At 37.1% G+C, this 13,440-nt stretch carries 11 protein-coding genes; 8 read left to right on the top strand and 3 right to left on the bottom strand.

Translation table 11 applies throughout. The features are described 5' to 3' along the window. Positions 1-15: 15 nt before the first annotated feature. Positions 16-1,149 (bottom strand): M23 family metallopeptidase, encoded by a 1,134-nt coding sequence (locus tag HBN50_RS08510; RefSeq protein WP_273869253.1) that lies wholly within the window; start codon positions 1,147-1,149, stop codon positions 16-18. Between the two features lie 215 nt (positions 1,150-1,364). On the opposite strand from HBN50_RS08510, the gene HBN50_RS08505 reads away from it, so the two are divergent. Beyond that, the gene (locus tag HBN50_RS08505; RefSeq protein WP_273869252.1) at positions 1,365-2,213 is read left to right on the top strand and encodes a hypothetical protein; all 849 of its coding nucleotides are present in this window, start codon (positions 1,365-1,367) and stop codon (positions 2,211-2,213) included. 12 nt (positions 2,214-2,225) lie between these two features. Continuing rightward, complete coding sequence (locus HBN50_RS08500) at positions 2,226-2,498, top strand: peptidylprolyl isomerase (protein WP_273869251.1); 273 nt, start codon at positions 2,226-2,228, stop codon at positions 2,496-2,498. Between the two features lie 21 nt (positions 2,499-2,519). On the opposite strand, the gene HBN50_RS08495 is transcribed toward HBN50_RS08500, so the two are convergent. Further along, positions 2,520-3,329, bottom strand: a complete 810-nt coding sequence (locus HBN50_RS08495; RefSeq protein ID WP_273869250.1) for a hypothetical protein — start codon at positions 3,327-3,329, stop codon at positions 2,520-2,522. Positions 3,330-3,571: 242 nt separating this feature from the next. On the opposite strand from HBN50_RS08495, the gene HBN50_RS08490 reads away from it, so the two are divergent. Continuing rightward, positions 3,572-4,348, top strand: a complete 777-nt coding sequence (locus tag HBN50_RS08490; RefSeq protein WP_273869248.1) for a glycerophosphodiester phosphodiesterase — start codon at positions 3,572-3,574, stop codon at positions 4,346-4,348. A 26-nt stretch (positions 4,349-4,374) separates the two neighbouring features. Beyond that, on the top strand, positions 4,375-5,730 hold the full coding sequence (locus HBN50_RS08485) for a hypothetical protein (RefSeq protein ID WP_273869246.1): 1,356 nt from the start codon (positions 4,375-4,377) through the stop codon (positions 5,728-5,730). Positions 5,731-5,734: 4 nt separating this feature from the next. On the opposite strand, the gene HBN50_RS08480 is transcribed toward HBN50_RS08485, so the two are convergent. After that, entirely contained in the window at positions 5,735-6,478 is a 744-nt protein-coding gene (locus HBN50_RS08480) for a Stp1/IreP family PP2C-type Ser/Thr phosphatase (RefSeq protein WP_273869245.1), read from the bottom strand. Between the two features lie 308 nt (positions 6,479-6,786). Here HBN50_RS08480 and HBN50_RS08475 point away from each other — a divergent pair, with 308 nt between their 5' ends. The 4 genes from HBN50_RS08475 to HBN50_RS08460 all read left to right on the top strand — a co-directional run bounded on the left by HBN50_RS08475 (position 6,787) and on the right by HBN50_RS08460 (position 13,439). Continuing rightward, positions 6,787-8,844, top strand: a complete 2,058-nt coding sequence (locus HBN50_RS08475) for a PrkA family serine protein kinase (protein WP_273869244.1) — start codon at positions 6,787-6,789, stop codon at positions 8,842-8,844. A gap of 37 nt (positions 8,845-8,881) precedes the next feature. Beyond that, positions 8,882-10,000, top strand: coding sequence for a DUF444 family protein (locus HBN50_RS08470; protein WP_273869243.1), 1,119 nt, complete (start codon positions 8,882-8,884; stop codon positions 9,998-10,000). Position 10,001: 1 nt separating this feature from the next. Then, positions 10,002-11,492, top strand: coding sequence for a SpoVR family protein (locus HBN50_RS08465; RefSeq protein WP_273869242.1), 1,491 nt, complete (start codon positions 10,002-10,004; stop codon positions 11,490-11,492). 72 nt (positions 11,493-11,564) lie between these two features. Beyond that, positions 11,565-13,439, top strand: coding sequence for a FecR family protein (locus tag HBN50_RS08460; protein ID WP_273869240.1), 1,875 nt, complete (start codon positions 11,565-11,567; stop codon positions 13,437-13,439). Position 13,440: the final 1 nt, after the last annotated feature.

Genomic DNA, 13,440 nt, shown 5'->3' with positions numbered 1-13,440 from the left:
GAAAGATAATCCTTACTAATCTAAAATATAATATAGAGGGTCAACAGGTGTACCATTTACTCTCACTTCATAGTGAAGGTGAGGACCTGTTGAAAGACCTGAATTACCAACTTTAGCTATAAGCTGGCCCCGCTTGATGATGTCTCCTTTTCTCACAGTGTTTTTCGAATTATGGGCAAAAACTGTTTCGATTCCATATCCATGATCAATCTGAACATAGTGTCCGAAACCTGGTTTTTGGCCAGAAAATGTGATGATTCCATCGGCGGGGGCGATAATCGGCGTCCCAATATTGGCTCCAACATCAAGTCCCTCATGCATCTTAACTCTCTTTGAGTAGTGAGACATTCTTGGGCCGTAATAACTAGTGATCCATCCCTTTGTCGGTAGAAGGGTGGGGGTGGCCTTAAGAAAAGATTCTCGATCAAGCAAAAATTGATCAAGTTGGTGAATGTCTACTTCAAGGTCTTTAATATGCGACTTGATTTTTGAGTATTTGTAATCGAATTCAGCAAAGTCACGCGCAAGGGCGAAACTTTGTTTGGTAAGCTCATTCCACTCTTTAGTGAAGGCATACCCAGTGACGAGCCCAAAGTTCGTTGCGATCTTTTGCTCGTAGAGATCCTTTAGCTCAAGAAATTTTGAATCATTATTCATTTCCCTGAAGTTATTAAAGATATTTAAAACCGAGGGAATCTCTTTGGCATTTGACTGTGAGTGATCGTGATTATGATCACCATCCTGTGAGTCATCAATACTATTTGGTACGCGCTCGTTCACATCTTTTGGTGACGAGGAATTCGTCTTAGGTGCTTCAAGTGGACTTCCGTGTGAGCCCTCTTGGAAACCTGTAATGATACGAAGCTTATTTTCGAACGTCTTAATTCTTTCAATATCTCCTGTGAGAGAATTGAGCTTCATGTGAAAGAGCTGGATTTGCTCTTTTAATTGTCGGTTCTCTAAGCTTAGGTGTTTGTTTTGATAAACTTGCTTTAGGATTTTAAGGTAATCGTATATCAACACTCCCGAAAAGAGTGTGAAAATGACTGACATAAATATAAATGCATGAAAGAGAATCTTTGGGATTCGAAAAGAGCGCACTCCCTTGTCTCTTTCTGGGACAAACATAATGGTAACGTAACGTTCCAACACTAACTCCGTGTTTGGTTATCAGGTATAAATTGTAGAGCTTCCTTTTGGTCATGGCAATAATGATAAGCGTTAAAAAAGGCAAAAATTATGGTCATTTATATAAAAAAAATCTAATGCGATGGAGCTTATTACCGGGATTAATTTATTAGATAAAAAATATTTTTGAGCGGTGGGCAATTTGACGATGAAGTAAAAAACATAAGTGAGGGAATATGAAAAAATTAACTTTACTACTTTTGAGTGTTTTTGCGATCGCGCAGGCTCAAGCAAATACGACGAAAGTTGATGCTTTCAAAGGAAAGAAACTGGTTTTTACCAACTCTATTGAAGCGACTAATGGAGCGGTAATTTTTGTTAAAGATCAAAATGGTCTCTTTGCAAAAGCAAAAGTTACAAAGTGTGCGAAGACAAAATGTGTTGCACAGATTGTTGGACGTAAAAAGGGTTACCAATTAGCAAAAGGACACAGTGTTTTTATGAGAGGGGCGAAGAAGGTCCGTTCGACAAAGAGCACAATTGCTAAAGCGAGTACAAATATTGCCAATAAAAGCCAAAAGAAAGTCACTTCGAGCTCATCTTCTTCAAAGGGACATTACTTTGGTAAGCTTGGAACCTCTGGCCCTTTGATGGGAACTTTTTCTATAGAGGCCGGAAAAACATTTCGCGAGAAATTCTCTTATGGGCTCAACTTCTCAAGTCAGCTCATTAGTCGTTCTGATGTAGTATTAAAAAATAATTCACTCGGTCTAAAAGGAAGCTATGCTTTTAATGGGCAAAAAGAGAGTACTTTCTTTGTTAGTGGTGTTCTTGGAATGGGAATGGTTACTTATGAGGCGACAGAAGAGCTAAATATTCTTCCTTTTGAAACGAGTGAAACTGTCATCTATACGAGTGCTCTGGCGGGATATCGCTATAAGAAGGGGAATTACTTCTTCGATGGTGGGCTTGGTTTTAGCTATATTACTTTTTCAGAGCAAATTGAAACAGATGATACAGTCTTGAATAATCCTTACACAGCATTTAATGTAGCACTTGAAGTAACTATTGGAATGTTTTTTTAAAGGAAGAGGATTATGAGTAAAATCGCTGCAAAACATATTCTTGTCGCTCAAGAATTTGAAGCAAAAGATCTTGTTAAAAAATTAGAGTCTGGTGAGAGTTTTGAAAAACTTGCTGCAGACTTTTCGATGTGTCCTTCTGGCCAAAATGGTGGAGACCTTGGAGAGTTTTCTAAAGGAATGATGGTAAAGCCTTTTGAAGAGGCTGCCTTTGCTTTAGAGGTCGATCAAACTTCTCCAATTGTAAGAACACAATTTGGGTATCACCTTATTTTACGCTATAAATAGACCTTTCTAACGAAAGGTCTATTATTTTTCAAAACACTTTCCTTTTTCGCCTTCATTCAACTGAGTTGTTGCCGCCATTTTTTCAATAACACTAACAAATGCATTTCTTGCTTTCGAATCATTTTCGAGTGGTTTCTTGTGTACCTTTAAATCGAATTTTAAAAATGGGGCAAGGTTATCGAAGCGGCTATCGACAAAGGCCCTAATGATGAGCTCGTCTTGCATATCGGCCAAGATGTGCTTTTTTGGGTCTAGATCGACGTGATAAAGCTTCGCTGTCTCTTTGATTGTTTCTACTCGGTTGAGATGAGTCATAATCATTGGTTCTATTTCTAGATCTATCTGAGACATCTCAAGATATTCTTTCAAGTATCCTATAATTGAAAAGACACTGGAGCCTCGTATAGAGAAGTCTAAGACTTTAATCTTTGTAACACCAGAGCGAATGGCCGTACTTAATTGGTGAAATAAGTGATTTTCAAAATGAAGAATCAGTCGGTCTCTTTCACTAGAGTTGAGGCGCATACCAAAATTTCGACCTTGAATATGATCATTGTGTTTATTATAGCGAAAATTAGAAATAGGAAGTTGTGTTATGTGTTCTCTGTCGATAGACCTTAGAAAATCTATAATAGGAGTAGGGCTTCTACCAATTCCAAGAACAAAGCAGTCTTCTTGAGGACAGGCCTTATCAATCGTTCGAGAATACTTGATGATCGACTTTAATACTTCTTTATCACCATTTTCTTTTTCGCTAAATAGACCAGCGTAAGAATTAAGGGTAAGACCTAAGAATATAACGAATGTGAAGAGAAAATATTGCTTATTCATTAGAGTTTCTAAATACAATTTCTATGCCAAAACTTTTCCATTCTAAATCGATTTTATACCCCTAGAATAGGGAGGGCGTAAAAGATTCATTGGCAAGAGGTGTCAAGTATTTAAACACTAACTATCTTTTTATGCATTTTTTATGCATTTGATTTTGGGAAAAACATGCCTTTGCTGATCTCAAAAGAGCTCTGACTTAGATTTGTCACTCATTTGACGAAACGACCTAAAAGGGAGTTTCTATGATTTTTAAGATAACAGTGATGTTTGTTATTTTAACCTCTTCATTGTCGGCCATGGCCAATGTTCAGTGTATTGCCCATCGAGGATTTAGCTCAGCTTATCTCGAAAATTCAATGGAATCTGTTCTGGCGGCCATTGAAATTGGAAGCCATGGTGTTGAATTTGATATTCAGCATACAAAGGATGGCCTTCCCGTGCTTTTTCACGATGATTCATTAAAGAGAGTCGTTGAATCGAAAGAGGGCAAAGAGTGTCATTTAAAAAAGGGGATCTCGGATTATTCATTTGCAGATCTACGTGAACATTGCCAGTTAAAAAATGGTGAGGATATCCCGCTTCTTGAAGAGGTCTTAGAGAGAAGTTCTGATGTTGAAAGCTTTTTTTTCGTCGAACTCAAAGATAGACCAAGAGTGAATACGTTGGAGTTATTAGAACAATTTTTCTATTACCGTATGAACTCGCTACGTATCATTTCATTTAAAAAAGATTATCTAGAAGCCGTTGATGCATATGCCGTTGTTCGCCCATTTTGGAAAGAGATAAAAATGCTTCGCATCTACCGTTTTCTTCCCTCTTTGTTTGATGACTATGGTGTGAATATTTATCATAAAACACGTTATATGAGTCGCATTCCTTATCGCAGAGGTAAAGAAGTGAGTGTCTGGACTGTAAATAAGAGAAAGGACCTTAAAAAGATTATCGATCGTAAGAAAGTCCATTTTGTTACAACTGATAGACCTGATATTTGCTTAGATCTCAGTGAAAAAACTTATTAATTTATTCTGTTAGGTGCGCTGTACACATGAAGTTGAATTCTCTTATTGTTACTCTTGTTGCTGTTTTATTTGTTGGTTGTGGAACTCTTAGACAGAACCCTCAATATCTATCGATAAATAAAGATAGAGACCTGAAGCTGTCTTACAAAAATAAGTTATATACTCTTCCACGCATTGTTGAAGTTGATCCTCAAAGAAAATTAAAACTAAAGCTAAGTAACGGAGATGAGGTTATTCATCGATGTAATATAAATTACTCAAGAGCTTTTATTCCCGATGTTGCTTTAAGTGTATTTAATCTATCGGCAGGTGTTATTTTTGGACTTAGTGCACTTGGAGTCGATTATCTAACAGGACATCTTTTTGACTGTAATGACTTTGCAAATAATTCGAGTCAGGCCCTTTTAGATCGTGAAAAGGTCTATCTCGTTCTTCCCTTTGATACAGAATATTTTTCTAAAGAAAGTTATCTAAGAAAAATGGCCTACGAAAAATTGAATAAGAATAAATTAAAATTTGAAAAGATTAATTTTGGCGAAGACTATGAAAAGAATGGAGTCTATGGTTCTTATAGAAATGCAAAAAAAAGGGATGTCATTAAGTTGCTACCTGTCGCTAAAAAATATAGTGCTACAAGTGGGTTAACTTATTTTAGTAAAGATCAAAAAAAATTCGATGCCTATGAAGTAAGTTTCCAGTCTGGGAAAGTCAAAAGGAATCCAAGATTAGATTTTGTCGATGCTCTAAGCCCAAAGAGAACATGGAAAGATGTCTTGAAAGACTCTTTGATTTTACTTCCAAATTCATTAACAGTAACTTTTCCTTCTCAACCAGGTGTTCAATCGAGCAATCTCGCTGGAGATGACGAGAGAACACGCTCTGGCGATGATCATCCCAATGCTCTTCCTCAGGCCTTACGATTTTTAGGTGTCTCTTCAATTGATCATCCAAATCGTTTTAATAATTTTGATTATAAAATAAGCCTCGCTCCAGTTATTGGTGGGCATTCGTATTCTCTCGCCTTTAACGATCAACACTTTGATTGGTATGACTTTTATTTAAACTATTCTCTAAAATTAACAGGGTTTACTCCTGTAGGGCAATTCTCTGCGAGCTTGGGTTACGGGGCCATGTATTCACATTATAAAGTAAGAGAGTTAGATGAGTCTTCTGATAAGGTTGTTCCAAACCTTTATCTGGCACTTAACTACTATGCCTTTCTTTCTCCTCGTGTTTATTTTACTTGGAATTTTGAAAGCTTTGATCTTTCGGATGTTAAGGTACAACAACTTGATCGCTCTATAAAGAGTATGTACCAAGTGAGCGTTGGATTTGGTTTTACTTACTTAGAAATTGGCGATGCTCTTAGGTCTCTTTTTTAAATCTTTATTTTGCAACGACAACAATAACAGAAATATTGTCTTGTCCACCATTGGCATTCGCTTGAGAAACGAGGGCATCTGTTAGTTGATTAACATCATCCTGAGTGCATTTAGAAGGACTTGGAATGTATTTGTTGATCAGAAATAAAATGTCAGCGTCTGAGACTTTTCCATGAAGTCCATCGGAGCAAGAGAGAAAAATATCGTTTCTTGAGACTTTATAAGTGAAGACATCGACTTCAACATCTGTATCAAAACCAACGGCGCGAACCAGGACATTTTTTTCTGGGTCTTTTTGTGCCATCTCACGATTATAAATTCCAAGATTTAACTTTTCTTGAACTAATGAGTGATCTTTCGATAGTTGATAGATACGAGCATTGTTAACGAGGTAACTGCGAGAATCACCAACGTTTGCAACATAGAGAGTGTCGCCTTTGAACTTCAACAAGTTAACCGTTGTTCCCATACCTTTTAGGTTGGGATCACTTTTTGAATGAGATTGGATTTTCTCATTGGCATATAAAATGGAGTTGCTGCTAACGTTTAGAACATCGTCATTTTTGTGATCTGCGAAATGCTCTGGAATATATTTTACGGCCATCGCTGAAGCGATATCTCCACCATTATGCCCACCCATTCCATCAGCAACAACAAAAAGGTATTTCTTTTGGTCTAGAAAAATTGAGTCTTGGTTTGTTTTTCTTTTCCTTCCAATATCAGTTTTTCCCGATGAGATGAGGGCCATTTATTTCTCCGAATCTTTAATAATGATATTTTATATTTTGTTAAGTCCTTGCTTTCTTGTCAAAAATGGGAAGAAAAAGCCTTTTGTTATCTGAGGTTAATGCTTGGTTATTTTTGAGAATACAAATGATTTCGTGTAAGAAGTTTTTAAACTCTGCTGATAGCCCTTTACTGGCATTAATTGAGGGTTTTGGTGTCTTTTTGTCCCTTTGAATTTCTTATATTTATTATTTATTTCCTTTGTATATCTTTAAATTCGGGGCATAATATTAGTAGATAGGCGAACCTTTCAAGGATGGAGGATTCAGGATGGCCCAGATTGATATTAGAAGTTTCATGAATGAAAATTATAAGATTGAAGATTTCACACATCTTCATTGGGAAGGATCTTTTCAAGATTATCTTGATATCGTTTCTAAAGATCCAAAGTGTTCACGCAATGCCTTCCAACGCGTTTATGACATGATCATGACGTTTGGAACATCTACATATACAGAATATAAAAAAGAAATAACTCGTTATCACTTTTTTGATGACCCAATTCAAAATGGTAAAGATGCTGTTTTTGGAATTGATGTTCACTTAATGAAATTAGTTAACTTCTTTAAGTCAGCTTCTATGGGTTATGGAACTGAAAAGCGTGTTCTTCTTTTGCACGGGCCAGTTGGTTCTGCAAAGTCTTCGATTGCTCGTCTTTTAAAGAAGGGACTAGAGCACTATTCAAAAACTGATGAAGGATCGCTCTTCACTTTTGAATGGTATGACGCTGAAGAATCAGACATTCTTGGTGGTCAGAAAATCTTTCCTTCGCCAATGCATGAAGAGCCATTAAAATTAATTCCTGTTGATATTAGAAAGAAGTTTGTTGAAGAACTTAATAAAGGCCTTGATGGTCATAAGGTTCAAATCAAGGGTGAAGTTTGTCCGGCCGATCGTTATATTATGAGTGAGTATCTCAAGAAATATGATGGTGATTGGATGAAGGTTATGGATAATCACGTAAGAGTTAAGAGATTAACTCTTAATGAGAAAGATCGCCTTGGTATTGGTACTTTCCAACCTAAAGATGAGAAGAACCAAGATTCAACTGAACTTACAGGGGATATCAACTATAGAAAGATCGCTCAATACGGTTCAGACTCTGATCCAAGGGCCTTTAACTTTGATGGTGAGTTTAATATTGCTAACCGTGGTATTATTGAATTTATTGAAATGCTTAAGCTCGATGTCGCTTTCCTTTATGATCTACTTGGAGCTTCTCAAGAGCATTCAATTAAACCTAAGAAATTTGCTCAAACAGATATTGACCTTGTCATTTTAGGTCACACAAATGAGCCAGAGTATAGAAAACTACAAAACAACGAGTTCATGGAGGCCCTCCGTGACCGTACAGTTAAAATCGATGTTCCTTATATTACGAGACTAGATAATGAAGTAAAGATTTATCAAAGAGATTTTAACGCTGAAAAAATTCCTCACGTTCATATTGCTCCTCATACACTTGAGATGGCGGCAATGTGGGCGGTCCTTACAAGATTAGAAGAACCAAAAAAAGCTGACCTTACAAAAGTTCAAAAGTTGAAATTGTATAATGGAAAAACTCTTCCAGGTTACAATGAAGACAACGTTAAAGAACTTAGAAAAGAAGCTGTTCGTGAAGGTTTAGAAGGGATATCACCACGTTTTATCCAAGATAAACTATCTAATGCTCTTGTAAAATATGGACATACAGGTTCGTTAAACCCATTCATGGTTTTTAATGAACTTGAAAGTGGTCTTAAAAATCACTCTCTGATCAATTCTCCAGATCAGCTTGATCACTACAAAGAGATGCTTGCGATTACTCGTCAAGAGTATGAAGATACAGTTAAAAACGATGTTCAAAAAGCAATCAGTCTCGATGAAAGTGCTATTGAAACACTATGTTCAAATTATATTGATAACGTTAAGGCCTATACTCAAAAAGAAAAAGTTCGTAACAAGTACACGAACAAACTTGAGGATGCGGATGAGCGTTTCATGAGAAGTATCGAAGAGAAAATTGATATTGCTGAATCTCGTAAAGAAGATTTTAGACGTGAGATCATGAACTATATTGGTGCTCTTGCGATTGAAGGAAAACGTTTTGATTACAAGACAAATGAAAGACTTCACCGCGCACTAGAGCTTAAGCTTTTTGAAGATCAAAAAGACTCAATTAAGCTTACATCAATCATTGCGAATGTTGTTGATAAAGAAACACAAGAGAAGATTGATGTTATCAAGTCACGTCTAATTAAAAACTACGGCTATGATGAGATCTCTGCTACAGATGCTCTTAACTACGTCGCTAGTATTTTTGCTAAAGGTGATAGCGCGAAGTCCTAAGGGGCTTTGCGTTTCACATACACTCCACGGAGGGTAAATGGACCATCCTATCAAAAGGGACCACGCCAGGTTTCGAAAAATTATTAAAGGGAAAATTAGAGATAATTTGAGAAAATATGTCTCTCAAGGTGAAATGCCTATTCCTAAGGGCAATGGTCAATTCAAAGTTCCCATGCCCCAAATTGAAACACCTCGTTTTCGTTTTGGTGATAAAAGCCAAGGGGGAGCAGGTCAGGGAGAAGGACAACCAGGTGATCCGGTAGAAGGCGGTGAACAAGGTGAAGGTCAACCTGGACAAGGTGAGGCCGGTGAAGGTGAAGGAAATAAAGAATTAGAAGTTGATCTTTCTCTTGATGAGTTGGCCCACATTCTTGGTGATGAACTTTCTCTTCCTAATATTGAGCCTAAAGGCAAAAAGAATATGGAATCGACTGTCGATAAGTACACAAGCATTGGTACTGTCGGTCCCGATTCACTTCGCCACTACAAGAGAACCTATAAAGAAGCTTTAAAAAGACAAATTTCAATGGGAACTTACAACGCTAAGAATCCCGTTATTATTCCAATTCGAAGCGATATGCGCTATCGATCTTCGACATCAAAAGTAGAATTTGAAAACTCTGCCGTTGTTATCTATATGATGGATGTTTCAGGTTCAATGGGAGATGAACAAAAAGAGATTGTTCGTACGGAATCTTTTTGGATCAACCTGTGGCTTAAATCTCAATATAAAGATATTGAAATACGCTATATTATTCACGATGCTTCAGCAAAAGAAGTTGATGAAGATACTTTTTTTAGAACGCGTGAAAGTGGTGGAACACTCATTTCTTCAGCTTTTAAATTGTGCCGAGATATTATTCAAAGCGATTACAATTCCGACGAATGGAATATTTATCCATTTCATTTTTCAGATGGTGATAACTGGTCAACAGAAGATACAAAACTCTGTTTAGACATACTTGATAATGACATTATCCCTCACTCTAACATGTTCTGCTATGGACAGGTTGAAAGTCGTTACGGTTCTGGCCAGTTCTTTAAGGATCTTTCGGCAAAGTATACTGAAAACCACGAACGAGTGACATTGAGTAAGATTAAAAATAAGGAATCAATTCTCGATTCAATCAAAGATTTTCTAGGAAAAGGTAAGTAATATGGAGAGAACAAAGGCCATTAGGGGAGAACTACTCGAACTTAAAAACGAGATTGAAGGTCATGCTCTCGACTATGGACTTTCTTTCTATCCTGTTGTTTTTGAAGTTTGCAATTACGATACAGTCTGTATCCTCGCTGCTCAGGGAGGCTTTCCAAGTCGCTATCCTCATTGGCGTTTTGGAATGGATTACGATCAGCTTTCAAAGGGTAATACTTATGGATTTCAAAAAATCTATGAGCTAGTCATTAACACAGACCCTTGCTATGCCTATCTTCTAAGTTCAAATCGCTACGTTGATCAAAAGCTTGTTATGGCCCACGTTTATGGCCATGCTGATTTTTTCAAAAATAATTCTTGGTTTAAAAATACTGATAAGAAGATGATGGATGTTATGGCCAACCATGGAACGAAGATACGTCGCTATATGGAAAAGTATGGTCACGATAAGGTTGAGGCCTTTATCGATACTGTCCTTTCTCTTGAAAACCTTCTTGATATTAATGTTCTCTTTCAAGGACCAGGAGCTCAGAAATCACAAGTGCTTGATGATGACTTCGAGCCTATTGATAAAAGATCTCAGGCCCTTCGCTCTTTCATGAATAGCAAGCTTGATAAGCGCAACACGAAAGAGACTGCTAAGGTAGATGAAGATGATTCAACACTAAAGAGTATTGATGAAAAGGTTCGTGGTACTCGAGATATTATGAAATTTCTCATGGACTGCGCTCCTATAAAGGAATGGCAGGCCGATATTATCGGAATACTTAGAGAAGAGGCCTACTATTTTCTTCCTCAACGTATGACGAAAATTATGAATGAAGGCTGGGCCAGCTATTGGCACTCGAAGATTCTTACTCAAAAAGCTCTACGTGACAGCGAGGTTATTGACTTTGCTGAGGTTCACTCAGGTGTTATGGCTATGAGCCAAAAGCAAATCAACCCTTATAAAATTGGAATTGAACTCTTTAGAGATATTGAGTATCGCTGGGACACTGGAAAGTTTGGTAAAGACTATCTGGAATGCACTGATATGCATGCCAAAGAGAATTGGAATAAAGAAACAAATCTTGGGCGTGAGAAAATTTTCGAGGTGAGAAAGAGTCATAATGATATTACTTTCATTGATGAGTTTTTTACTGAAGAGTTCTGCCAAAGACAGAAGCTCTTTACGTATAAATACAACCCAAGAACAGGGCGCAATGAAATTGATTCGCGCGATTTTCAAGAGATCAAATCAAAACTCTTAAGTCAGCTGACAAATTTTGGGACTCCTCTTATTGAAGTTGAATCAGCAAACTTTCAAAATCGCGGTGAGCTAATGCTAAAACACGTTCACCAGGGAGTTGACTTGGATATTAATTACGCTGCAGATACTATGCGCAATATTTATAAAATCTGGAAGCGCCCTGTTAATATTCATACAATCGTAGAAGAGGCGTCTGTGGCCTATTCTTTCAATGGTAAAGAGTTTCAACAGATCAAACTTTAAATTTCATAAAATTATATTTGACCATGAACCTTAGATTAGAGAAAATAACTGAAAACTATTTAAGGTTCATGGATGAATGTCAAAAACAAATTAGTCTTCACTAGTATTCTATTTTTATTTTCTATCAGCTCTCATGCGCTCATGTATGCGAAAGTCTTAAAGGTGCGTGGAACTGTCACAAAGTTACTTCCCGGAGCTATTAGGGCCAATACAGTTAAGGTAGGAGATCGTCTTCCTGAAGACACATCAATTGTTACAGGGAGCAAGAGTTTTGTTCGAATTTCATTTGAAAATAAATCCACAGTATCTCTTGGACCTTCAAGTAAGCTTGTTGTTGCAAGCGTCAAAGCAAATAGCCCTAGTGTCATCTCTCTTTTAAAAGGTCAGATCCGTTCTAAAGTAGAAAAGGATAAGAGTAAAAATATAAACAAGCTTTTCATTAAAACCAAAACGGCAGCTCTAGGTGTGAGAGGAACTGATTTTCAAACCGTGTTTAACCCTCAAAATAATGTGACAAGTCTACTTACTTACGAAGGTAAGGTCGCCATGGTCAAAGTTGATAAGAAAACAGAGGCCCTTCGTTACGAAAAAGCGCGTGAAGAAAAAGAAGTTTCTAGAGAAAAGGGACAAGGACCTAAGTTAGAATCAAAAAAGCAGTATAAAAAAGAACTATTAGAAGATTCTCCTGAACACTTGGAAAAAGCTCTTTCGACAGAGAAAGTTGTAGAAGTGCAAAAGGGACAATTCTCTGGTGTTTCTCAAACTCTTACAAGGGCCAGTGAGCCTGTTAAGATTTCTCCCGTTCAATTCACTGTTCTCTATAAGAACACTGGACTTAGAGAAAAGGGTGAACTTAAAGCTAAGGTCGTCTCACTTAGTGAGAAGGATAAGTCTAAGACAATTGCTCAAGCGGATCAGACAGCTCCTCCTGAGGGTTATTATGATGAGCAATCGGGTAAGTATGCTCCAAAGTCTGGTGGACTTCTCGATTTAAGTTCTGGTCTTTATATTCCTCCAGCAAAAGATGCTCCTTTCGATCCTAAAAACAAAGTTTACGTTCCAACAAAAGAAGGGCGAATTGATGTTGTCACTGGAGAGTATGTCGCTCCAAAGGGTCTTAAGCTCGATCCTGTAGCAGGCTTTCTTCCTATGGTTGAAGGTGATGATAAACTTCTTGCGATGTCTGAAGGCTTAAACGAGTCTAGTGCCATGGAGCTTTGGAAGCCAAAGAAAAATGAAGAAGAACTCCATATGCTCTCTCTCTTATCTCTTAGAGAGGCCATTTCTCATCAAGCAATAAAACTGACATACTTTGGATTTGAATACGAATTGACAAATTCAGGTAGTTCTAATTCTTCAAATTTTCAAAATAGAGAAGGTGGTCAAAAAGGAATGTTCTTAGACTACTATCATAAGTCTGATGGAACATGGCAATTAACAAATGAATTAGGATTTAGAAAAGTCGATATTAATAAAGATCAATCAGGGTTTTCACAAGATTCAAGAACGCTTGTTACTATGGGAATTGGTCTTCGTCGCTATCTCACTTCGAGATACCTTGTGGTTTCAAAGCTTTCTTTGGAACAAGAATTCTTCTACTCTGTTGATGATTCCCAAGGCTTTGATGAAAATAAATATAAGCGTATCACTCTTTTTAAGTGGCGAAATTATATCACTGGAGAAATTGTTAAGTGGAATCGATTTGCCTTAACAGGTCTTGCTGGTCTTCTTCTTATTCCTGAAAAAGAATCGGGAGACTTTACGACAGATATGACTTTCGGTCTTAATTTAGAGTTTGGAATTCGCTACTGGTCTAGTCGTATGAGTCACTTTGATTTCAATATCGCAAGTGAGAATTATGAGCAAGATATTGAGTCTGATAATTTAAACTCTACTCAAAAACATGCGACAAACGGACTTAAGCTATCTTATACAAGATTATTTTAGA

It is taken from the genome of Halobacteriovorax sp. GB3, assembly GCF_028649655.1.
Classification (GTDB): Bacteria; Bdellovibrionota; Bacteriovoracia; order Bacteriovoracales; family Bacteriovoracaceae; genus BSW11-IV.
The sequence above is the reverse complement of the archived record's forward strand: the minus strand, read 5'-3'. Positions and strand labels throughout refer to the sequence as shown.

Coding starts and splice junctions, on each gene's coding strand:
- HBN50_RS08505 (WP_273869252.1), top strand. CDS start 1,365: ATGAAAAAATTAACTTTACTACTTTTGAGTGTTTTTGCGATCGCGCAG.
- HBN50_RS08500 (WP_273869251.1), top strand. CDS start 2,226: ATGAGTAAAATCGCTGCAAAACATATTCTTGTCGCTCAAGAATTTGAA.
- HBN50_RS08495 (WP_273869250.1), bottom strand. CDS start 3,329: ATGAATAAGCAATATTTTCTCTTCACATTCGTTATATTCTTAGGTCTT.
- HBN50_RS08490 (WP_273869248.1), top strand. CDS start 3,572: ATGATTTTTAAGATAACAGTGATGTTTGTTATTTTAACCTCTTCATTG.
- HBN50_RS08485 (WP_273869246.1), top strand. CDS start 4,375: ATGAAGTTGAATTCTCTTATTGTTACTCTTGTTGCTGTTTTATTTGTT.
- HBN50_RS08480 (WP_273869245.1), bottom strand. CDS start 6,478: ATGGCCCTCATCTCATCGGGAAAAACTGATATTGGAAGGAAAAGAAAA.
- HBN50_RS08475 (WP_273869244.1), top strand. CDS start 6,787: ATGGCCCAGATTGATATTAGAAGTTTCATGAATGAAAATTATAAGATT.
- HBN50_RS08470 (WP_273869243.1), top strand. CDS start 8,882: ATGGACCATCCTATCAAAAGGGACCACGCCAGGTTTCGAAAAATTATT.
- HBN50_RS08465 (WP_273869242.1), top strand. CDS start 10,002: ATGGAGAGAACAAAGGCCATTAGGGGAGAACTACTCGAACTTAAAAAC.
- HBN50_RS08460 (WP_273869240.1), top strand. CDS start 11,565: ATGAATGTCAAAAACAAATTAGTCTTCACTAGTATTCTATTTTTATTT.